Origin of the sequence: Acinetobacter guillouiae CIP 63.46 (assembly GCF_000368145.1) — a bacterium.
Lineage (GTDB): Bacteria > Pseudomonadota > Gammaproteobacteria > Pseudomonadales > Moraxellaceae > Acinetobacter > Acinetobacter guillouiae.
Genome location: NZ_KB849283.1, coordinates 2,282,611 through 2,305,444, shown reverse-complemented (window position 1 = coordinate 2,305,444; position 22,834 = coordinate 2,282,611). Strand labels below are relative to the sequence as shown.

Annotated in this window: 24 protein-coding genes and 1 pseudogene; 22 read left to right on the top strand and 3 right to left on the bottom strand. The window is 39.9% G+C overall.

The window, feature by feature from the left end; translation table 11 throughout:
* Positions 1-10: 10 nt before the first annotated feature.
* The 7 genes from F981_RS15820 to F981_RS23745 all read left to right on the top strand — a co-directional run bounded on the left by F981_RS15820 (position 11) and on the right by F981_RS23745 (position 6,936).
* Entirely contained in the window at positions 11-3,142 is a 3,132-nt protein-coding gene (locus F981_RS15820; protein ID WP_004723223.1) for an efflux RND transporter permease subunit, read from the top strand.
* 8 nt (positions 3,143-3,150) lie between these two features.
* The gene (locus tag F981_RS15815; protein ID WP_004644602.1) at positions 3,151-3,510 is read left to right on the top strand and encodes a hypothetical protein; all 360 of its coding nucleotides are present in this window, start codon (positions 3,151-3,153) and stop codon (positions 3,508-3,510) included.
* Positions 3,511-3,528: 18 nt separating this feature from the next.
* On the top strand, positions 3,529-4,242 hold the full coding sequence (locus F981_RS15810) for a HupE/UreJ family protein (RefSeq protein ID WP_004723221.1): 714 nt from the start codon (positions 3,529-3,531) through the stop codon (positions 4,240-4,242).
* A 12-nt stretch (positions 4,243-4,254) separates the two neighbouring features.
* Positions 4,255-4,902, top strand: a complete 648-nt coding sequence (locus F981_RS15805) for a hypothetical protein (RefSeq protein WP_002123386.1) — start codon at positions 4,255-4,257, stop codon at positions 4,900-4,902.
* Positions 4,903-4,996: 94 nt separating this feature from the next.
* Positions 4,997-6,304, top strand: coding sequence for an MFS transporter (locus F981_RS15800; protein WP_004723218.1), 1,308 nt, complete (start codon positions 4,997-4,999; stop codon positions 6,302-6,304).
* On the top strand, positions 6,305-6,733 hold the full coding sequence (locus tag F981_RS15795; RefSeq protein WP_004723216.1) for a YqaA family protein: 429 nt from the start codon (positions 6,305-6,307) through the stop codon (positions 6,731-6,733). It begins immediately after the preceding gene.
* Between the two features lie 77 nt (positions 6,734-6,810).
* Positions 6,811-6,936 carry a YHYH domain-containing protein gene (locus F981_RS23745; RefSeq protein WP_004644597.1) on the top strand — a complete coding sequence of 42 codons (126 nt, stop codon included), beginning with the start codon at positions 6,811-6,813 and terminating at the stop codon, positions 6,934-6,936.
* 396 nt (positions 6,937-7,332) lie between these two features.
* On the opposite strand, the gene F981_RS15790 is transcribed toward F981_RS23745, so the two are convergent.
* Positions 7,333-7,599: a metal/formaldehyde-sensitive transcriptional repressor gene (locus F981_RS15790; protein ID WP_004644596.1), complete on the bottom strand. Its 267-nt coding sequence runs from the start codon at positions 7,597-7,599 to the stop codon at positions 7,333-7,335.
* A 57-nt stretch (positions 7,600-7,656) separates the two neighbouring features.
* Between F981_RS15790 and dmeF the strand changes: the two genes are divergently transcribed.
* Positions 7,657-8,649, top strand: coding sequence for a CDF family Co(II)/Ni(II) efflux transporter DmeF (gene dmeF, locus F981_RS15785; RefSeq protein WP_004723214.1), 993 nt, complete (start codon positions 7,657-7,659; stop codon positions 8,647-8,649).
* 41 nt (positions 8,650-8,690) lie between these two features.
* Here dmeF and chrA read toward each other — a convergent pair whose 3' ends face one another.
* Positions 8,691-10,037, bottom strand: a complete 1,347-nt coding sequence (gene chrA / locus F981_RS15780) for a chromate efflux transporter (RefSeq protein WP_004723211.1) — start codon at positions 10,035-10,037, stop codon at positions 8,691-8,693.
* A complete protein-coding gene (locus F981_RS15775) occupies positions 10,034-10,960 on the bottom strand; it encodes a chromate resistance protein ChrB domain-containing protein (RefSeq protein WP_004723210.1) in 927 nt (308 codons plus the stop codon). Before F981_RS15775 ends, chrA begins: the two co-directional genes overlap by 4 nt.
* Positions 10,961-11,219: 259 nt before the next feature.
* Here F981_RS15775 and F981_RS15770 point away from each other — a divergent pair.
* From F981_RS15770 to arsB, 14 genes and pseudogenes are all read left to right on the top strand, one after another.
* Positions 11,220-11,789: pseudogene (locus tag F981_RS15770) on the top strand (hypothetical protein); the annotation flags it as partial.
* Between the two features lie 589 nt (positions 11,790-12,378).
* Positions 12,379-12,639 (top strand): hypothetical protein, encoded by a 261-nt coding sequence (locus F981_RS15765; RefSeq protein ID WP_004644591.1) that lies wholly within the window; start codon positions 12,379-12,381, stop codon positions 12,637-12,639.
* A gap of 17 nt (positions 12,640-12,656) precedes the next feature.
* Positions 12,657-13,223: a hypothetical protein gene (locus F981_RS15760; RefSeq protein WP_004723208.1), complete on the top strand. Its 567-nt coding sequence runs from the start codon at positions 12,657-12,659 to the stop codon at positions 13,221-13,223.
* Positions 13,224-13,234: 11 nt separating this feature from the next.
* Complete coding sequence (locus tag F981_RS15755) at positions 13,235-13,615, top strand: hypothetical protein (RefSeq protein ID WP_004644589.1); 381 nt, start codon at positions 13,235-13,237, stop codon at positions 13,613-13,615.
* 115 nt (positions 13,616-13,730) lie between these two features.
* Positions 13,731-14,036 carry a hypothetical protein gene (locus F981_RS15750; protein WP_004644588.1) on the top strand — a complete coding sequence of 102 codons (306 nt, stop codon included), beginning with the start codon at positions 13,731-13,733 and terminating at the stop codon, positions 14,034-14,036.
* Between the two features lie 74 nt (positions 14,037-14,110).
* Positions 14,111-15,145, top strand: coding sequence for a DUF932 domain-containing protein (locus F981_RS15745; RefSeq protein WP_004644587.1), 1,035 nt, complete (start codon positions 14,111-14,113; stop codon positions 15,143-15,145).
* A gap of 97 nt (positions 15,146-15,242) precedes the next feature.
* On the top strand, positions 15,243-15,458 hold the full coding sequence (locus tag F981_RS15740) for a hypothetical protein (protein WP_004644586.1): 216 nt from the start codon (positions 15,243-15,245) through the stop codon (positions 15,456-15,458).
* Positions 15,459-15,539: 81 nt separating this feature from the next.
* Positions 15,540-16,583, top strand: coding sequence for a YqaJ viral recombinase family nuclease (locus tag F981_RS15735; protein WP_004723206.1), 1,044 nt, complete (start codon positions 15,540-15,542; stop codon positions 16,581-16,583).
* Between the two features lie 127 nt (positions 16,584-16,710).
* The gene (locus F981_RS15730) at positions 16,711-17,604 is read left to right on the top strand and encodes a recombination directionality factor (protein WP_004644584.1); all 894 of its coding nucleotides are present in this window, start codon (positions 16,711-16,713) and stop codon (positions 17,602-17,604) included.
* Positions 17,605-17,742: 138 nt separating this feature from the next.
* Entirely contained in the window at positions 17,743-20,361 is a 2,619-nt protein-coding gene (locus F981_RS15725; RefSeq protein WP_004644583.1) for an AAA family ATPase, read from the top strand.
* 124 nt (positions 20,362-20,485) lie between these two features.
* Positions 20,486-20,920: an arsenate reductase (glutaredoxin) gene (gene arsC, locus F981_RS15720; RefSeq protein WP_004723202.1), complete on the top strand. Its 435-nt coding sequence runs from the start codon at positions 20,486-20,488 to the stop codon at positions 20,918-20,920.
* A 58-nt stretch (positions 20,921-20,978) separates the two neighbouring features.
* Positions 20,979-21,299, top strand: coding sequence for a metalloregulator ArsR/SmtB family transcription factor (locus F981_RS15715; protein ID WP_004723201.1), 321 nt, complete (start codon positions 20,979-20,981; stop codon positions 21,297-21,299).
* A gap of 6 nt (positions 21,300-21,305) precedes the next feature.
* Positions 21,306-21,779 carry an arsenate reductase ArsC gene (locus tag F981_RS15710; protein WP_004723198.1) on the top strand — a complete coding sequence of 158 codons (474 nt, stop codon included), beginning with the start codon at positions 21,306-21,308 and terminating at the stop codon, positions 21,777-21,779.
* Between the two features lie 7 nt (positions 21,780-21,786).
* The gene (arsB, locus tag F981_RS15705; RefSeq protein WP_004723197.1) at positions 21,787-22,830 is read left to right on the top strand and encodes an ACR3 family arsenite efflux transporter; all 1,044 of its coding nucleotides are present in this window, start codon (positions 21,787-21,789) and stop codon (positions 22,828-22,830) included.
* Positions 22,831-22,834 lie beyond the last annotated feature (4 nt).

Below are 22,834 nucleotides of genomic sequence, written 5' to 3'. Positions count from 1 at the left end.
GGTAGCGACTATGTTTGATCAAATTGTTAAGCTCTCGATCAAGAATCGATGGCTTGTACTGATTGTCTTTCTGTTTATCGGTGCATTTGGCGTTTATAACTATTTTAAACTGCCGATTGATGCTGTACCTGACATTACCAATGTACAAGTCCAAATCAATAGTGAAGCGCAAGGCTTATCTCCAATGGAGATGGAGTCACAAGTGACCTATCCAATTGAAACGGCTTTGGCTGGTATTCCTAATCTGGAATACACACGTTCTGTATCGAGATATGGTTTATCTCAGGTTACGGCGATTTTCAAGGAAGGCACGGATATCTATTTTGCTCGACAACTTGTGAATGAAAAGTTGCAAGGAGTCACATCAACACTTCCGGGTGGCATATCGACTTCAATGGGACCTGTTTCAACAGGGCTTGGCGAAATCTTTATGTACACCGTTGAGAACGCAAAAGATAATCCAAACCCATTATCACCGACTGAATTAAGAACCTTGCAAGATTGGGTGATTAAACCACAGCTTCGAAATGTTGAAGGTGTGAATGAAATCAATACCATTGGCGGTTATTTAAAACAATTCGTGGTACAGCCGGATTATGCATATTTACGCAGCATTGGCTTAGATCAGCAGGATATCTTGGATGCTATTTCTAAAAATAGCATGAACAAAGGGTCTGGTTATATTGAGAAGAATGGTGAGCAGTATTTGATTCGCTCGGATTCTCAAATTAACTCAATTGAGCAAATTCAAAATATCCCGATTACGGCAAGTAGCGGTTACATTCTTCGATTGAAGGATGTGGCAAAAATATCAATTGGTCACGAGCTACGTACAGGTGCAGCAACTAAAGATGGGCAAGAAATTGTCCTAGGTACTGCATTTATGCTGATTGGTGAAAACTCGCGAAATGTTGCTCACGCAGTAGATCAAAAGTTACAAAAAGTCCAAGAGTCATTGCCAGACGGTGTTGAGGCGAAAGCCGTTTATAACCGTACAACTTTGGTTGATGCAACGATAGACACAGTAAAGAAAAACCTTCTTGAAGGTGCAATCCTCGTTATTGTTGTTCTCTTCTTATTCCTTGGACATTTCCGTGCAGCGCTCATCACTGCGATGGTGATTCCTTTATCTATGCTCATGACCATTACTGGCATGGTGAATCAACGAATAAGTGCAAACTTAATGAGTTTAGGGGCGCTAGATTTCGGGATCATTGTCGATGGTGCTGTCGTTATTGTTGAAGCTTCACTTGCAAAATTAGCGATGAAGCAAAAAGAGTTGGGTCGGATTCTGACGCGTAAAGAACGTTTTATTACCGTATTTGAAGCAACTAGAGAATCTCGAAAAGCGATTCTTTATGGTCAATTGATCATTATCTTAGTGTATCTGCCTGTCATGACGCTTACTGGTGTTGAAGGCAAGATGTTTACACCGATGGCAGCTACAGTTGTTATGGCTCTCGTGGCTGCAATGGTTCTTTCGATTACTTTTGTTCCTGCAATGGTGGCTTTGGTCACGACAGGCGAAATTAAGGAAGAGGAATCGAAGATTGTTCATTTCATTAAGAAAGTTTATAGCCCAATTTTAGATTGGTCTTTGAGTCATCGTTATAAGCTGATCGCGTTCGTAGCAATTTTCTTTGTATTCAGTGCGAGTCTTTCAACTCGTTTAGGTTCCGAATTTATTCCCTCATTAGATGAAGGTGATGTGGCATTACATGCACTTCGAATTCCTGGAACTTCTTTAACTCAAGCTGTTGAAATGCAGTATGCGCTTGAAAAAGAAATCGTCAAAATTCCTGAAGTGAAAACCATGTTTGCCAAAGTGGGGACAGCTGAAATTGCGACTGACCCAGTTCCACCAAACGTCGCTGATAATTTTGTGATATTGAAACCACGTAGCGAATGGCCGAATCCTGACAAGGAAAAATCAGCTATCGTTGCCGATATTGAACGTGTGGCAAAAGGCGTTTATGGCAACAACTATGAGTTCACTCAGCCGATTCAAATGCGTTTTAACGAACTGATTTCAGGTGTCCGTACAGATGTTGCAGTGAAGATTTATGGTGATGATTTAGATCAGTTGCTTGAATCTGCAAATGCTGCAGCGAAAATTTTAGAAGGTGTGAATGGAACAGCCGACTTAAAAGTTGAACAGATGAGTGGGCTTCCAATGGTCTCTGTTGAACTTAAAAAAGACATGATCGCCAACTACGGTCTTGATGCTGAAGATGTACAAAAGCAAGTATCCAGTCTGATTACGGGGCAAACAGCAGGTAAGGTTTTTGAGGGAGATCGTAAGTTCGATATTGTGGTTCGAATGGACCAAAACTCTGTTACGGATTTAGAAAAGCTTTATCAAGTTCCAGTGAATTTGCCTGATGGTTCAAGCGTACTTTTATCTGAACTGATCGAATTGAAAAATGTTCAGGGTCCAAACCAAATTTCACGTGAAAACGGTAAACGCCGAATTGTGATTACAGCGAACGTCCGTGGTACAGATATTGGTAGCTATATCGAAGAAGCACAGACTAAGTTGAATGCTGACTTTAAATTACCTGAAGGCTATTGGCTGACATGGGGCGGTACATTTGAACAAATGGAATCAGCTTCAAATCGTCTAATGATTGTTGTACCTCTCGCTTTGATCTTAATTTTTGCCATGATCTATATGGCATTAGGAAATGTCAGAAATAGCGTGCTGGTCTTTACGGGTGTGCCATTTGCCTTAACGGGCGGTGTGATTGCCTTAGCCTTACGTGATATCCCATTCTCTATCTCTGCAGCCGTTGGTTTTATTGCACTGTCGGGTGTAGCTGTACTGAATGGCTTAGTTCTAGTGTCTGCAATCCAGAGATTTAGAGATCAAGGTGAAGGACTACTCGAAGCTGTTAGACACGGTGCATTGGAACGACTTCGCCCAGTATTAATTACGGCTTTAGTGGCATCTTTAGGTTTCATCCCTATGGCATTGAATGTTGGGATTGGCTCTGAAGTGCAACGACCAATTGCGACTGTTGTGATTGGCGGAATCTTATCTTCGACCTTATTGACGTTGATTATTTTGCCTACGCTATACGTTTGGTTTAACCAAGGACGTAAAAAGCAATCAGATGATTTTTCTGAGCAGCAAGAAGCCTAGGTGAAACAATGATAGGCATAGTGAGAGATAGAAAGTTTAGAAATTTGATGATGTGGTTCGTCTGCATCATCAGTCTTGCACTATGCCTGCATTTTAATACGCACAATGCAGAGACTGCATACCAAGAACATGCGGTTTATGAGTTTGAAAGTGTACATTTTCATGATGTGCATCAAAAGCAAAACCATATTCATCATGATAATTTTCATGAGCATTTTGGTGAATATCAGTCTGGTCAATCGATGACTTTGTTATTTACTTTAGCCTTTATTTTGATCCTGGATAGAGTGAAAAATTATCTCTATCTCATGATCAGTCGTATTTTCAAACCTCCCAAAACATCGCTAGAAACTTTTCTTTTTAGTTAACTTTGGAGTTTGATTTACATGCAATTTATTTTTCCACAATGGGTGAGACTCAAGGCATTTTTAAAGTTATTGATTACTTTAAGTGCTGTTTTGATGAGTCCTGCACTTTTTGCCCATGGCGTGGCAGAAGGTGACAAAGGCTATATTCAAGAAATTTATGGGGTACACATCATTCCCTTTATTTACCTTGGTGCAAAGCACATGGTTACAGGTTATGACCATTTGCTGTTCCTCGTCGGGATTATCTTTTTCTTATATCGCATGAAAGATATTGGCTTATATGTCAGCCTTTTTGCGATTGGTCACTCTGTGACAATGCTGATTGGGGTGTATTACAACATTTCCATGAATGCATACATTATTGATGCAATTATTGGTTTTTCTATTGTTTATAAAGCTTTGGATAATTTAGGTGCATATCAGCGTTGGTTTGGTTTCCAGCCCAACACTAAAGCAGCGACGTTAATTTTTGGTCTGATTCATGGCTTCGGTTTAGCGGTAAAAATTCAAGAGTATGAAGTTTCGGCAGATGGTCTATTGGCAAACCTCATTGCATTTAATGTCGGGGTAGAGTTTGGTCAATTTATGGCTTTAGCGATGATTTTGCTGTTGATGACAATGTGGCGAAAAACGCCGTATTTCTTCAAAACAGCTTATCAAAGCAACGTTTTTTTAATGTTCCTTGGCTTTTTACTTGTGGGCTTTCAGCTTACTGGCTTCGTTACTCAATAAGGATTTTCAAATATGTACAACGCTCAAATTCCACAAGATGTTGAATTACCTTCTGCAAAGAAACTTGTTAAATCAACCATTATCGCTGCAGTGAGTGCTGCAGTTGTCTTAGTTACAGTTGTTATGCCAGCTGAATACAATATTGATCCTACTGGGGTTGGTAAAGTTCTAGGCTTAACAACGATGGGTGAAATTAAGCAATCTTTGGCTCAAGAGTCTGAAAATGGTATGGGAGAGGCAGTTTCAAACACGATATCGAGTGAAGCTGCAAGTGACCCTAATATTCAATCATCTATGCCAATTGGTGAAGCAGAAAAAATGCTAATGCCTGCAATTCAAAAGCAACAGATGACAGTTGAGTTGAAGCCCGGACAAGCCACTGAAATTAAGTTGGCGATGCCGGAAAGTGCTAGCGTGAATTTTAAATGGACAACATCAGGCGGTGGTCTAAATTATGACACGCATGGTGATCCAGTGAGCGCTCCTAAGGGCTTTTACCATGGTTATGGCAAAGGACGTAATGAAACTCAGCAAACAGGTACATTAACAGCAGCTTTTGATGGTAAACACGGCTGGTTCTGGCGTAATAGAACTGAAAGTCCTGTTTCAGTGACATTGGAAGTTGAAGGCCAATTCAGTGATATGAAGAAAGTCTTTTAAGCTTTAAAAAAATCTCCTTGGAATAAAATCCAAGGAGATTTTAATTGGCATTGATTTTTGAAATAAAAAATAGGTTCTAAAAGGGGGCCCAAAAATGCTAGAAGTTTTAAAAAATACAACGTATAGGCATTTGTTCTTAGCTCAAGTCATTGCGCTTATTGGAACTGGGCTGATTACGATTGCTTTGGCTTTACAGGCGTATGATATTGCTAAAGGGGAGGCTGCTCAGGTCTTAGGCATAGCATTGGCGATAAAGATGATTGCTTATATTGGGGTAGCACCTATTGCTTCAGCATTTGCAGAAAGGCTGCCACGTAAAAAAGTTTTAGTGGGGTTGGATATCATCCGTGCTTTAACTGCTTTATGCCTGCCTTTTGTGACCCAAATTTGGCAAATCTATATTCTAATTTTTATTCTGCAATCTGCATCAGCTGCATTCACACCTACTTTTCAGGCCATGATTCCTGATGTATTGCCTGAAGAAAAAGATTATACCAATGCCTTGTCTCTTTCTCGTTTGGCTTATGATTTAGAGAATATTATTAGCCCAATGTTGGCAGGATTTTTACTTGGATTTATAAGCTATCACAATCTATTTTTAGGCACAGTCATTGGCTTTATTGGTTCAGCACTTTTTGTTGTCAGTGCAAAATTGCCTGCTGCTAAAGTACCTGTATTTAAAGGGGTGTATTACAGAATAAAGCAGGGGACAAAAATTTATTTTAATACTCCGCGTTTAAAGGCACTCCTAGCGTTAAACCTTGCGATTGCGTCAGCCAGTGCTGTAGTGATTGTAAATACGGTTGTACTCGTTCAATCAACCTTTAAGCTAAATGAACATGCCTCCACTTGGGCCTTTGGCTTGTTTGGCTTAGGGTCTATGCTCTCGGCATTTATATTGCCTAATGTTCTGGATAAATTTAACGATCGAGCTGTGATGCTGAGCGGCACAGCTGTATTAGTCGTTGGCTTATTCAGTGGGTTTTTTATTAACTCATACAACGGACTATTAGTTTTATGGTTTGTCTTGGGAATAGGTTACTCAGTATCTCAAACACCTACAGGTCGGTTAATTCGTAAATCTGCATCTAGTGAAAATAGAACTTCATTATTTGCCGCGCAGTTCGCTTTTTCACACGCATGCTGGTTGATAGCTTACCCTTTAGTGGGTTGGCTGAGTACCAATTTTGGAACACTCTTTACATTTGTGCCTATGGCGGTCATTGCTCTAGTAGCAATGAGTATTGCCTTTATGATTTGGCCAAAACAAGATGAATCCGTAATCGTACATTCACATGATGATTTACCTGTGGATCATGAACATCTACTCAGTCACAACCATGATGGAAAGCATTCACATGACTATGTGATAGATGAAAACCATCAAAGATGGCCGAAATAAATGATGGCCTATGTTTTATTATTTTTAAGTGCCTTTGGTGCAGCAACACTATTGCCCCTGCAATCTGAGACAGTGTTAACAGGCTTTTTTCTGTTAGGTCGGCATTCTGAGCTGTTGCTCATACTTGTAGCAACAGTTGGGAATGTACTTGGTTCTTGTGTGAACTGGTGGTTGGGTATCAAGCTAGAAGTCTATAAAGACAAGCGTTGGTTTCCAGTATCAGAGAAGCATTTATTAAAGGCTCAAATCTTATATGCAAAGTATGGTTCACCCATGTTATTACTCAGTTGGGTGCCTGTGATTGGTGATCCAATTACGTTAGTCAGTGGAGTTTTAAAGGAAAAATTTACTACATTTATAATTTTGGTTTTCACGGCTAAATTTTTAAGATATATCGTTGTTTACATGATCTATTTAGAGGTTGCTTGAAATATATTCTAATAAAAAAAAGGAACTTGGTTATTCTATAATCTAAAAGTTTTATTCAACTCGGGGAAGATACAAAAATGAAAAAAATAGTTTTAGTTTGTGTGCTGGGAATGTTTGTAACTTATACAAATGCGCATTCGGGTGGTACAAATAAACAAGGTTGCCATACTAACAGCAAAACAGGTGATTACCACTGTCATTAAAGTCTACAAGAGGTCAAAAGACCTCTTTTTTATGAGTTGAAATAAAATAGTAATGTAATCATTAATGCAAAAGCCCCATACAAAGTATGAGGCTAACTTTAAAAATTAGTTTGTTAATACGGAGATTTCGGCAGTTGTATAGCCTCGCTCATAAAGGATACTGTGAATCGCATTTTTTATGCTTTGGCAGTTGGTTTTTTTAAACCTTTTAAAAAGTTCAAAGTCACAGTGATGACTTAAATTGAACTTTATTTCGAGCGCTTTTGAATCTGGAGTTGAATAAAGAGAAGTTAAAAACTTACGTATTCGGGGTCGCATATAAACTATTAAGCAATAAAGATGTACTCATCATATCAAGTCTATAAAAATTGAAAAGAGATTTTTTATCATGTCATTTTATTGATAGCGGCTGAGTAATGCTAAAAACTCTTTTAACTCTTCTTTATTAATCGCATCTTTATCTTTGATTACATGCTCTTTTAGATGTGCTTCAATCAATTGATTCATTAATCCATTCACAGCACCACGGACTGCAGCGACCTGTTGCAGTACTTCTATGCATGATTTGTTAGGGTCGGCCAAACTCTGCTCAACGGCGTTGATTTGTCCTTGAATACGCTTAACCCGATTTAAAATTTTTTTGTCTTGATGCAAATGAGACATAGCATTTCTGTCCAAACTAAATATACTGTAGGGGAGTATTATTGATGGCATAAAAAAATGCAATATCTAAGTAATGTTAAAAGCAACCATACGCATCAATTCGATGAAGGAAATCCGCTAGCGCAGAAGAAAATTTTAATTGCGACAATCCTGACGGGCGTCATGATGGTCTTTGAAATTTTTGGAGGTTGGTTCTTTAATTCGATGGCTTTACTTGCAGATGGCTGGCACATGAGTTCACATATGCTGGCATTGGGCTTAGCATATTTCGCATACCGAATGGCACGTAAATATTCACAAGATCAGCGATTCTGTTTTGGTACATGGAAGATAGAAATTTTAGCTGGATACTCTAGTGCGATCTTACTCATGGTTGTGGCATTGTTTATGGGAATACAATCGGTGGAGCGCCTATTTAATCCCGTCAATATTCACTATAACGAAGCAATATCAATTGCAGTGATTGGTCTTGCTGTGAACTTTATTTGTGCTTGGTTACTACACGATAGTGGGCATCATCACCATCATCACCATCATCACCACGAACATGATCACCATCATGATCATGGACACCATCACCATGATGAAGATGGGCATCATGAACATGATTTAAACCAGAAAGCGGCTTTCTTACATGTCGTTGCAGATGCTGTGACTTCTGTATTAGCGATCATTGCATTATTTGCAGGTAAATTTTTTGGCTGGGATTTCTTAGATGCAGTTTTGGGTATTGTAGGTGCATTTCTAGTCGCACATTGGTCTTGGGGGCTTATTCGCGAGACAGGCAAAACTTTACTGGATGCTGAAATGGAACATCCAGTTGTTCAAGAAATTCAGGAAGTCATTGATGACTTAGATAGCCGAATCGTAATTACTGATATTCATGTATGGAAGGTAGGTAAAGGTAAGTTTTCTTGTATCTTGTCACTAGATGTAAGCAGTTTAAATATCACGGCAGATGAAGTCAGAAAAGCCTTATCTATTCATGAGGAAATTGTGCACGTTTCAGTAGAAATTAATACAAGTTCTAGACTCCAAGCTGCAGTATAAAAATAGATAAAAAGGAGCAGCTCATTTGAGCTGCTCTTTTTTTATATGCTTAGTTTAATGATAAGCCCTAAAATTGCAGCAGCACCGATGACTCTTAATACACTTTGATTGAATTTAAAGAGAGCAATACAAGCGAGTATGGTTATTACTGCAGCTATGTAGTCAAATTGCCCCTCAAACCCTTTTGGCCATAGTACATGGTAAGCAAAGAAGAGGGCCAAATTAAGAATTACGCCGACAACGGCTGCGGTAATTGCTGTCAGTGGTGCAGTAAATTTGATTTGATTGTGAGTGGATTCGATTACGGGTGCTCCACCGAGAATAAACACAAACGAAAATAGGAAGGTGAACCAAGTAACAATTGTTGCTCCAAAAGCACCAGCTAAAAACTTATGTTCAGGCCCTAATAGGTCAAGGTTGTACCCGCCCATAAACCCAACGAAAGCAACGACCATAATGAGTGGGCCGGGTGTGCTTTCACCCAACGCTAAACCATCGATCATTTGGGTTGGTTTAAGCCACTCATAGAAGTTAACAGCACCTTGATATACATAAGGTAAAACCGCATAAGCTCCACCAAATGTCATTAAGGCTGCTTTAGTGAAAAACCAAGCCATTTGTGTATAAGCGTGAGACCAGCCATAAGCTACTGTCAGTAATGCTATAGGGAGACACCACAAAATAATTGCAACAACCAGCAATTTAATCAAGCGAGACCATTTGAAAATGGCATGTTCAGGTGTGGGCGTATCATCATCAATAATTGCTTTCCCGTAGTCTTTGAGACTTGATGCGTGAACATTGCTAGTGAATAATTTTGGGTCAAATTTACTTAAGAGATAACCACTTAAAGCAGCCAGCAGCACAATAAGGGGGAACGGAACATTAAAGGCAAAAATGAGAATAAATGCGGCACATGCAATAGCATACATATATTTATTCTTCAGTGACTTACTGCCAATACGATAGGTTGCATGAAAGACGATAGCGGTGACAGCAGGTTTAATGCCATAAAAAAGCCCTGCAATGACAGGTACATTTCCAAATTTTGCATAGACCCATGAAAGACCGATGAGAATAAAAAGGGAAGGTAAAATGAAAAATAGCCCAGCAATTAAGCCACCCTTGGTTTTGTGCATCAACCAGCCAATATAGGTTGCTAATTGTTGTGCTTCAGGACCCGGAAGCAGCATGCAGTAATTGAGTGCATGCATAAATCGCTTTTCAGAGATCCATTTTTTTTGTTCTACCAATTCTTGGTGCATGACAGAAATTTGGCCTGCAGGCCCGCCAAAACTGATAAATCCGAGTTTAAGCCAAAATAGTATTGCTTCTTTAAAGCTGATCTCTGGATTGGGCTCGAAATCGTTTTCTTGTAATTGACTCATGTATTCTCACCTTTAAAATTCGTATATAGACCATCAAAAATGTGATTGGATAATTCCACTAACTGTTGATCAGCATGAATACTGGTTCTAAGTCCTTGTAATATTTTTTCTAACCCAAGTGCTTCAGGTGGCTCATTTCCTCCAATATCTAGGTAATGCACAATTTCAGCGATTTTCAGAAGTGATTTATCGGCTAAACTAAAGCTGTGTAAAAGTACTTCGAATGAAATAAGCTCACCAACATGGGTAAACGTTGCACCGTCAAAATCAAAACCATAAGCATCTGCTGGACAATCTTTAATATCTTGTAGCCAAATAAAAGTAGGGTCTTTATCAATAAATTTTTGAATGAGCCACGTACAAGCTAAACGATCCACCCAAGGTCGTTTTCGCGTAGCCCAAGTTTTAGATTGGAAGTCATGAAGATTAAGAGAAGGTAGATCACTATTTATAGAAGAGGGCTCATTTGATTCCCCTAGGTGATGAATTTTAAGTTCGAGTTTTGATATCGCGTTTAAGGCTGTGTTTTGTAATTCATTAGGAAAGAAATCAATATCGATGAGAGATGAAAGTTGCTTTCTTAATTTTCTAATGCTTTTTAAATGTTCATTTTTTTGCTCAACATTCAGTGAACTCTCTATTTCATTCAGTTGTAGCAAAAATTCAGAGTATTCACTTTTTCTATTAAATAGTTGAATTAAGTCTAAATTATTGTTGCTAACGGAATCGAATAGATAGGCAATGCCATCGGCACTTTGATGCTCGTCAATAATGGGGTCAAAGCGCTGCTTTTGTTCATTAGGTAGCACATAGACACCATCACGCAGAGTTGCTGCGCCACAGCTTTTGATGGAACGCCAAATTCTCATTCGAGCAGAAGAGTTTTGTGTGGAAAGGCTAGAAATGAGGATGCTTATATTCATGTTATAAACTCTACAAATTTTGTATATTTTATAACAAATAAATTTGACGTGATAATTTTTATACTTAATTAGTTATTCAGGGAATCTGATATATTGTTTGCTGATATACGTAAGGATCATCCCTTTCAATCACTGAATCTAAGAAATTTTCGGGTATTGTACAGATCTATTTTGCGGTAGTTTTTACGGTAAATGTAGAACAAGAATTGATGAAATTTATTAAAAATCAGTGTCTTGGATTGTGTCTATTGTGCGCGCTGAGCGCTACGAGAAGCGGACTGAAAAGTTGAGAGAATCCTACCGTAATACAAGCCAGATCTATCCTGATGCAGCGGATTTAAAACTGGAACTAAGTCTAAATGACGGTGGAAATGAAATTATCGATTTGCGACAGTTAGAGCGATTTTTATCAAATTTCCAAAATAGTTTACCCACAGTATTTTGGTATCGAACGCAGGTGGTCTATCGTTTTTATCGGATTGTGCGTGATGATGTTCAGCAGCGCTATGTGATTCACTTTTATCTGAGCTTTAACCGATCACTCTATTCTGACCCTTTGGGATATTGCAATGAGATCAGAGAGCACTGGATGAGAGCGACTGGATATTTGGGCACATGCGTTTATCCAGAAATGCATCATCAGCTTTCCGATGCTGATGCACAAAACGCGCTGCGGATTGACCGGATCATGCAAGAAGAAGCGGGCTGTCCTTTGGGTGCATTAAATAGCATGCCGGAGAATCAAACGGGTCAGTTTGGGCTTCCGAGTAGAATCTGCATCTACCCGAAAGGATTTAAATGGTTTGATGGAGCCCCAGTACGGCGCTGAAAATTCATATTGCATTCCAGCACTTGCTTGACGCTCTACACCGTGCAGATTATCCTTAGCCTGCTGACCTACATCGTCAGCGGGTTTTAGCAGACCCATTAACAAAGACAATATGCGAAATCTGATTTTGCATGTTGTGGACCCGTTCGTCCCCCTTTCTTTGCGGTAGGGCGGAGGGGGGACGCGCTTGCGCGTGCTGGTTTCTTTGTTACCAGTCTGCTAACCCTTCTTCGTTCTGCCACCATCATATTAGCAGTGAATTGGCAGAATTCTTTTAAAACAAAGGAGTACGCCATGCGCTTACATCAATATCATCCCTTATTTTTCTCTTTTTCAGTATTTGTGCCGATGGGTCATTAGGCCCGCGTGCTGTGCATAGCTGTGTTTATAGCTTTTTAAGAATAAAACTTTTTCAAATACATATTACCGATATGAAGATGAATCTCTAATGCTGTTTTGAGCTAAGTAGATCTGTACGCTTTATCGTCTATAAAAAATTCAAAACTTAGATATTCATTCCAACAAAGATTGCATGGGGGACACCGGATCTGCTGAAGACCGGTGATGCCTGTAAAAAGAGAAAATGACTATGTTAAAAACTTTCCTAAAAACTGCCCTGATTTCATCACTTCTTGCAGGCGCGTCATGGGCGCAGGCAGGCTGGTTTGCGCAAGCCAGTGAATCCTATTTTGTGCAGGCTCGAAATTTAGGTGGAGGCGTGTATCAGTGCATGTATAAAACCAATCCGGGCAACCGCGGCTGGCGTAATTTCACGGTGAACTTTCAGGGCGGCTGTCCGCGCGTTGTCCACTATAACGCCAATAATGGCCAAGTCTCTGTACCGAACTAAAGTACAGGAGATTTGAGATGAACCAAAAAACCATTTTGGGTTTGGCAGCTATTCTGGCTTTGACGCTTATTATCGTATCCGGATTCTATTTTTTCAGTGCCAATTCCAGCGTTCAGAAACCTGTGCAAACTGCAGCTGGCACGAGTGATATTCCAGCGTCAGAAGCTGCTGCTTCGGAAGGCATTCCTGCTGCGGAAGTTGATGGCATTGATGTAGAGGAATTGACTGCTGGCAGCAAGGGCTCAAGTTCGGCGCAGCATGAACCTGAATTGCTGAGCTTTGAGTTTGATCAAAATTTGAAAGCTGCAGATACCTTGCTGTCCATGCTTCCTTATGCAGACCTGCCTGAATTTGAGCAAAAAAATATAGACAAGTATCAGCAGCTGGTTTTTGCCAAAGCTGCGAAAGATACGGGTAAACCCGTGAGCGGCTTTAGCTTGCAGGAACACGGCGCATTAGAGTCAGAGCAGGCGGGCAACCGTTACTACGTTTATAAATTTGATAATGGTACAGATTGTGAAATTCATCTGGTCAGTATTGATTTAGAGACCGGTGATTACGGCGTCAGCTACAACTACTGCTGAGGATGATTGCTATGAATAAATATTTTAAATCGATCCTGCTGGCAGTAACGGCTGCTGCAGGCATGATGCTGTACGGGTGCGACTCCAGCCTTGATCCCAATACTTTTAGTGTTGAAATGAATGTAGAAGATACCAGCAACTGGTATGCACAAAACCAAGTGGCGCATGTCATCACCATTCGTTCCAACAGCCCAGATCCCATCGATGTCACCAACGTTTTAATCAACAATGGTGAATGCAGTTATGAAGGCTACCGCAGATCACTGGAATACCCGCAGCATTTTAAAATGGGCTTGCGTTTAAGGCTGAAATTAACCGGCTGCGGTTACGATAATGTTGTGCGTGTTGATGTTGAAACACAGCAGGGAACAGCGAGCTACAGCTTTAACTAAGCGTATTTAATCTAAACATTAATCTAGAACTGACTAAACCGTGTCCTAAAGGGATGCGGTTTTTTTATGCCTTCACTTTAGCTTTTGTCAGGGTACATCTGACAAGGAATATACCGTGTCCATCATTCAATGTCCCTACTGCAAGTCGGGCAATGTCAGACAAACCGCATCTGGCAAATCAAACGCAAATTACTTTGAACAGCTTCAGCGCAATATCTCACCTGCACAAATGGCTGTGCTGGGAGCAAGACTTGCTAAGAAGGTCGGCTTTTCACCTGCGGCAGGTGCTGCTGTAGGTGTAGTGATTGGCGGTGTGCTGGTGGTTGTCAGCCAATTCTGCTACGAAAAATATTATCGCAATGAAGATCAATATATTTGTCAGGACTGTCAGCAGCATTTTGTTTGGGTCAAAAAATCATAAAGCTCAAGCCACAAACCTTAAACACATTTAATCAACAACATGAATTTCAACATACATTTATAGGAAATATAAACATGGCGCATCAAATTGAACAAATGGCTTATGTCGGTGACACCCCTTGGCATGGCCTCGGCAACCAGCTTACGCATAATCAGCCGATTGAAGTATGGGCACAGCAGGCCGGCATGGACTGGCGCATTGAATCTTCTGATGTCAGCTATATGGCGCAAAATGAACGCGGGCAAAACATCATCATGCCTTATGAAGAACAGCGCGTACTTTATCGCTCGGATACCCATGCACCTCTATCGGTGGTCAGTCAGCGTTATCAGGAAGTGCAGCCTGCAGAGGTGTTGGAGTTCTACCGAGATTTAACAGAGCAATCAGGCTTTGAACTGGAAACCGCAGGCGTATTGAAAGGCGGAAAGAAATTCTGGGCTTTAGCCAGAACAGGACAAAGCGCGGCACTCAAAGGTAAAGATGTTAGTAATGGCTATATATTGTTGGCAACGGGCTGTGACGGAACGCTGGCGACCACAGCGCAATTTACTTCAATCCGCGTAGTGTGCAACAACACTTTAGCCATTGCCCTAAAAGGACAGAACAGCAGTGCAGGCGTGGTCAAAGTCCCACACAGTACCCGTTTTGATGCAGATAAGATCAAACAGCAGTTGGGAATCTCAGTACGGCAATGGGATGAACACATGTATGAAATGAAGCAACTCAGTCAACGTAAAGTCACTCAACAAGAAGCGGCTGCTTATTTTGACGCGGTATTTAACAATACCAGCCTCAGTCCAATGCAGCAGGATGAAGGCATTATCCAGTTCTACCGCAATGTAGCCAGTAAATCACAAAGCAAAGACAAGGTTGAACCGAATGGCCGAGCCATGTCGAAAGTCATGACTATGTTTAACGGGCATGGCCGAGGGGCAGAACTCAGCTCAGCCAAAGATACGGCTTATGGGTTGCTGTGCAGTATCACGGAATTTGCAGATCATGAACGTCGAGCCATGAGTCAGGATCACCGGCTGGATTCAGCATGGTTTGGAGCAGGGGCAGGCTTAAAACAACGTGGACTGGAACAGGCGCTACTGATGTTGTCCTAATCTGTGTATTTACAATTATTTGAACACTTCTTATTGAAATCCTGATTTCTAAGCTCCACTAACTATTTGCAAGATAAATAGTAAAACGGAGAGTACAGTGAGTATCATTTCAATTAAGAAATTAGGGGATGAAAGTTTTTTATTAAAAATGAAAGATAAGAAATCTTTCGATGTTTTAGTAGAAACGATAAAAGGTAATTTTGGCTATTCCTTTAATCAAGGTCTTCAATTAAATGCAGACATTTTAGAAATTGTAATAGCTGGCGTTTCTGAAGAAAACCTAAAGCGCCATTTAGCAGTCGTCTCATTTTAAAATAGATTCATTTAGAAATATCAGACCATATCTTCGGATGTGGTTTTTTTATGCCAAAAATTTAAAATTGAGGAATTCACAATGAATAATTTATCAAATCCATCTGCAGCATCTAAACAACCTATAGGATTCAGGTCACCTAAACTTATTACCGCCAAACGCTTTGTAGAAACCAAAAATATGAGCCAAGCCGAATGGCTGGAAGTACGCAGGCAAGGTATCGGCAGCAGTGACTGTGCTGCAGCTTGCGGACTCAATCCTTATATGTCGATGCTGGAACTGTGGATGATCAAAACAGGTAGGATCAAGCAATCCATCGAAGATGAAAGCGAAGGCCATGCGCCTTTATATTGGGGCAAGCGACTTGAACCGCTTGTTGCTGAATACTACAGCATGCATACCAACTATAAAGTCCGCCGCGTGAATGCTGTGCTGCAGCATCCTGACCCAGACAAGCATTTCATGTTAGCTAACTTAGATTATTCCGTAGTGGGTGATGCAGATGTGCAGATTCTGGAATGCAAAACTGCTGGTGAACATGGCGCCAAGCTGTGGCGGGATGGTGTGCCGTTATATGTGCTGTGTCAGGTACAGCATCAATTGGCCGTAACGGGAAAGAAAGCAGCGCATATCTGTGTACTGCTCTGCGGACATGAAACGCGGATTTTTAAAGTGACCCGCAGTGAATCGGTCATTCAGCATATTGTGAATGCAGAACGTTACTTCTGGGAATGTGTCGAGAAGGATACACCGCCTGATGCAGATGCCAGCGCATCGGCAGCCAAGGCTTTACAGCAGCTGTATCCCGAACATGTGCCATTGAGCACTGCAGACTTATCTGGGGATGAGCAGGCCAACCAGCAGTTTGAACAGCTGATTCAGGCACGTAATCAAATCGACAAGCATCAGGAGCAGTTTGATCTGCTGAAGCACCAGCTGCAAGCCAAGATGCAGCAGGCGGAGCGTGCCACTTTTAAAGCAGGCTCAGTGACGTGGAAAAAGGCTAAGGATTCAATCAGCTTAGATGCCAAGGCTTTGCTGAAATCACACCCTGAATACCTCAGCCAATTCCCGCAAAGTAAAACAGGTTCACGGCGTTTTAACATCTATACCAATGATGGTTGAAAGTAATTTAGCCTAAGCAAAATATCCAACCAGCCTAGAAATCCCATGCCTCAGCACATGGGATTTTTTATGCCCATTTCATTTTTAATCAATACAGCAATTTATTTAAAGATAAGAGGAAAGGACCATGATTAAAGGTCTAGCAATCACACCGCCAATACTTGGCAGAATCAGTATCGGCAAAGTTGTGGAAAAGAACGGCAAACGTCTGCCTGAAAAGGATGATCAATTTACCATTACCAGCCAAATCCAAAATAAGGACAGTGGTTGGGTGAAGCACCCACTGGATGAACAGCTGCGGGCCAAAGCACCCAATCAAAAACTGCGAAGCATACCCGTCCGGATGATCTTCAATGATCCTGAACTGAATCTAAGGGCAGAGTACAGTCTATTTGATCGACAAACAGGGCGCCCCGTGTGTATAGGCAATGGTGAAACTTGTCAGCGCTTAACCAATCAAGGGGTTGAACATCACCCCTGTCCTTCACCTGATCTATGTCCATTGGCACAAGGTAGATTGTGTAAGCCCTATGGTCGTCTGTATGTGAATCTTGATGAATCGGATGAGTTTGGGACTTTCGTTTTTAGAACAACAGGCTTTAACAGCATTCGAACCTTGGCAGCGAGACTGAGTTATTACCATGCAGCATCGAATGGTTTATTGTCATGTCTGCCTTTACAGTTAACACTTCGAGGAAAGTCCACCACACAAAGCTATCGAACCCCAGTCTATTACGTGGATTTGACGTTACGTGAGGGTGTTCATTTACAAGAGGCGATTCAAACGGCGAAAGAGATTGATCAGAAAAGTAAGCTGTGTGGATTTAATCAGGCAGCTTTAGATCAGATGGCACGGCAAGGCTATGGCAATACACGGTTTGAAGTAGATGTAGAGGAGGGATTGGATAAAATTGAAGAGTTTTACCCAGAAGAAAATAAATCACAGCAACAAGTTCCAGACTTTCTTCAGATGCAAGATATTCAGAAAGGCCTACAGCAATCGGTACAAGCTTTGAACTAAAGTAGGAGGCATCTGTTGATGCCTTGTATTTTAAATTTTCTTAATCTATAAATGTAAGATTAAGCTTATGTACGTTAAAAGATATTCTAAAAAAGATTTAAAATTTTGAATATTATAATTTATTTAGATGGGGGTTTTATGGTTCGGGTGGAATATTTAAATTTTTTACAGACTTTGAATAATACTGACTCTGTAGAGATACGTAAGATAGCAAACCTTGTTTTAGAAAATTTGGATGAGTTAATTCCATTAAAGACTGCTCAGGGGCAACGGATAAAAAAAATAGTATCGTTTGCTCAGTTAAAATGGGAACGTGTTGGTTCAGAAATCAGTCCTTTACCTGCGACATTGGGAGAGCCGAAAGCGAAAATTGCAAAAATTAAAAGTATGACTGTAGGCCCATTTCGAGGATTTTCTAAACCAGAGCATTTTGATTTAGATAGTAACTTAGTATTGATATATGGTCCTAATGGAACAGGAAAATCAAGTTTTTGTGAGGCTTTAGAATACTGCTTATTAGGTAATGTCGAAGATGCTGAAAATAAACGTTTCCGTAACCAAGTTGAGTATCTAAAGAATGCTCATGTTAATCGATTCTTAGCACCTATTCTTCAGGCTGAAGATAGCCAAAATAACATCTTAAGTGTTCAGCCTGATGAGCAAATATATAGATTCTGTTTTGTTGAAAAGAATCGTATAGATAATTTTTCACGTATTGCAGCCCAAGTTCCATCTAAACAAACAGAACTAATTTCTACGTTATTTGGATTAGAGTCTTTCACGGAGTTTGTCAAAAATTTTACTCCTGATATGGATGGTAGATATATTGATATTATTGGAGAAAAGTCTAAAGAGCTTGGTGAAAAGCGTTCACAATTATTAGGTAGTGAACAACAGATTAAAATACACACGCAACTGCTAAGCGACATTCAATCAGAGGAGATAAATTTAGCTACTCGATATAAAGAGAATATAAGTTTTGATCAAATGGTAATTGAGCTAAATGGTAATGAAGCTGTCTCAGGGCGTGTACAAATACTTGAAACATATCTTCAGTCGCCTTTAGGTACTAAAAGTAACCTTTCTCAAAGTGTATTAAATGCATTAAAGCAGAAAATAACTGAGTTGCATTCAGCTTTAATAATTGAAGAGGGGAAACTAGCACAAGCAAGTTATCAGGTCTCATTTAAACAACTTTATAATGCAATTATTGAATTACAGGATGGTAATCCAAATCAGTGTCCAGCTTGTCAAACACCCCTAGGTCAGACTACTGTTAATCCTTATATTTATGCTAGAGATGAGTTGTTGAAGTTGCAAGAGTTGGCAGGTATACAGAATAAAATTCAATTTTTACAAAAGCAAATCCAAGATTCCTTAACAGCTCTTTCTCAGATTATCCAAACTTGTTTATCTTTTTATCAAAAAGAAAATTGCTTGGAGGCATATAGATCATTTACAAGCGAAAAAACATCTTCTGAGTGGTGGGGGTACTTAACAGAAATGCTACCTGATGGTACAACCATTTGGATGAATATTGAGGTGCAAGTTCAAGCTCTTGAGGCATGTGATCTAAAAATAAAACAAGAAGAAGAGGTGAGAGTAATTAAGGCTAAAGAGCTTTTGATGTGTCGTGATTTTGTAAAAGAAATAACTATACTTCAAACACGTAGACAATCAGCGACTCAGGCTATAAGTATCGCTCAGTCCATGATTAGTACATTTGAAGAACAAAATGAGCAGCTTATTACAGATGTTGAAACTGAAAAATTAATAGTTAGTCGAAATAAGATTATATCCAACGCTTATGCTGACTTTGTTAAAAAGTTGGAAACATACTGCAATGAATTACCTCTGCGTTTAGTTAAAGATTTAGGAGGAGTGATTATTGATCTTTACAATGCTTTTAATCGAAACGATACGGATAGTGAATTGCTAGCAGAAGTAAGACTACCAATAAACCAGAATCAGAGAATGGAAATTGCATTTAAAAGCAATCCAGAAGTTTTTTTTGATGCGCTGCATATACTTAGTGAGGGGCATATTCGATGTTTAGGACTAGCAATTTTATTGGCTAAAAATCTTAAAGAAGAGTCACCATTATTGATTTTTGATGACCCTGTTAATGCCATAGATGATGAACATCGTGAAGCAATCCGAAAAACACTCTTTGAAGATAAGTTCTTTGCTAATAAGCAAATATTATTAACTTGCCATGGGGAAGAATTCTTCAAAGATATTCACAATCTACTTTCAGTGGAACGAGTGAAGTTAACAAAATCATTTAGTTTTCTACCAAGATTGGGTGAGCCGCATATCAATATTAATTTTAATTGTGCACCTCGTAATTATATTGTTGCTGCTAGAGAGCACATTAATCAAAATGAAATTCGTGATGCTTTAACAAAGTCAAGACAAGCTTTAGAAGCAATAACTAAAGGGAAAGTTTGGAAGTATGTAAGTAAGCATGGTGATGGAAATTTGAGTTTAAAATTACGATCTGCTACCTCTTCAATAGAGTTAAGAAATCTTACTGAACAATTGAAAACTAGAATTGAAAAAAAAGATTTTGTTCATGCTCAAAAAGAAAGTGTTTTTAAACCATTAGAAGCTTTGTTAGGGATTAGCGGGGAGTGTCGAGAATGGAGATATCTTAATAAGGGAGTTCATGAAGAGCAGGATCGAGTAGAGTTCGATAGAAGCGTAGTGAGTTCGATAGTTTTGAATTTAGAAAATTTGGATCAAGCTTTGAAGTAAATTTATATTTTTAGACTTTCTAGGGGGGCTAATTTTTTTAGCCCTTTTATAAAAATATACGGAGTTGCATATATATGTTTATTCGTATATAAGTATATATAAAGATTCAATTGAGTTTGAGCAAATGACTGCTATTCCAAAAGTTAAGATTTATCACAACCCTGAATGTGGTACATCACGCAATACGTTGGCGTTAATTCGTAATGCCAACATTGAACCTGAAGTGATCGAATATCTTAAAAATCCTCCATCTAAAAGTGAGCTCATTCAGCTGATTGCGGATGCAGGTTTAACTGTGAGAGAGGCCATCCGTAAGAATGTTGATCCTTATCGTGATCTAGAGTTAGACCTTGAGGTTTGGAGGGATGAGAAACTGCTTAACTTTATGCTTCAGTATCCAATTTTGATTAACCGCCCATTCGTGGTGACTGAACTAGGAACTCGTTTAAGTCGCCCGTCAGAACTGGTTTTAGAAATTCTGCCACTCCCACAAAAAGGTGCATTTAGCAAAGAAGACGGTGAACAAGTGCTGGATGCAAATGGGCAGCGATTGAAATAAAAATTTCATGGATATATGTGAATATTGATATATCCATATGTTTGAGTGAGTAAAAAATATGGATCAAATCAATTTCTTTAAATGCTTAGCTGATGATACGCGATTCAATATCGTGATGTTGGTTCTTGGAAATAATGAACAGTGTGTTTGCGATTTGACTGAAAAATTAGAGTTGAGCCAACCCAAGATTTCACGGCATTTAGCCTTATTACGCTCTTCTGGTCTTTTACAAGATCGACGTCAAGGGCAATGGGTCTATTACAGTCTCAATCCCAATTTACCCACTTGGTGTATAGACGTACTTAACACCCTTAAAAATGCTGATTTACAGCCAAAAGTTGCTCCATCATTTCAACAAATCAATAGTTATTGCGAGTAGAACAATATGAAATTCCTTTTTTTGTGTACTGGAAATAGTTGTCGTAGCATCCTGTCAGAAGTGCTGTTTAATAGTCGTGCCCCAGAGGGTTGGAAAGCATACAGTGCAGGTAGTAAGCCATCAGGGCAAGTACATCCATTGACCATTGAAACATTAGAAAATTTGGGTCTTTCAACAGATGGTTTGTGGAGTAAAACCATTGATGATTGTGAACAATATCAACCTGACGTGGTGATTACGGTTTGTGATTCGGCAGCGCAAGAAGCGTGTCCACTGTATTTAGGCGGAGCAATCAAGGCACATTGGGGCTTGGCTGATCCTTCGCATTTAGACTTGCCGAAAGAAGAGAAGCTCAAAGCATTCCAAGTGACTGTAGACCATGTCAATCGTCGTTTAGATGCATTGTTGGCACTCGATACAGCGCACATGTCTCGTCCTGAATTGATTGCTGCAATCAATCACATCTCAGATATTGAATGAGAACATCATGGCTCAACAAAGACTGTCATTTTTAGATCGTAACCTCACGCTATGGATTTTCATTGCGATGGGGTTGGGAATTGCGATCGGTGTGTTCTTTCCACAAGCCTCAGTGGCATTGGATAAAATGAGTGTGGATTCCGTCAATATTCCAATTGCGATTGGTTTGATTCTGATGATGTATCCACCATTAGCTAAAGTGGATTATGCCGCGCTACCACAAGTGTTTAAAGACAAAAAAACCTTAACTTTGTCTTTGGTACAGAACTGGGTGATAGCACCAGTATTAATGTTTGCATTAGCCATTATTTTTCTACATAGCTATCCTGAATACATGACAGGCTTGATTTTGATTGGTTTAGCGCGCTGTATCGCCATGGTCTTGGTGTGGAATGGTTTGGCCTGTGGGGATAATCAATATGTTGCTGCATTGGTGGCCTTTAACAGTATCTTCCAGATCTTATTCTTCAGTACTTATGCTTGGCTATTCTTAACCTTCTTGCCACCTTATTTTGGTGTTGCAGGGCAAGTGATCAATGTCGATTTCTGGACCATTACCCATGCGGTACTGGTGTACTTAGGGATTCCATTTTTCCTTGGCTTTATGACGCGATTCACTCTAGTGAAAGCTAAAGGTCTGGATTGGTATCAAAATGTCTTCTTACCTAAGATTAGTCCACTGAGTCTACTGGCTTTATTGTTCACGATTGTGGCGATGTTTAGCCTGAAAGGGAACGATGTGGTGAGCTTACCGATGGATGTCTTGCGTATTGCGATCCCATTGACCATTTACTTTATCGTGATGTTCTTCATCAGCTTCTTCATGAGCAAATGGATGGGGAACGATTATCCTAAAACCACAGCAATTTCTTTTACTGCTGCGGGAAATAACTTTGAATTGGCGCTGGCCGTCGCGATTGCGACCTTTGGTTTAGCTTCACCAGTCGCATTTACCACGGTAATCGGCCCATTGGTTGAAGTACCAGTGTTAATTGCTTTAGTCAGTGTGTCTTTGTGGCTCAGAAAAAAGTTTTTTAAAGCAGAGGTGTAATTTC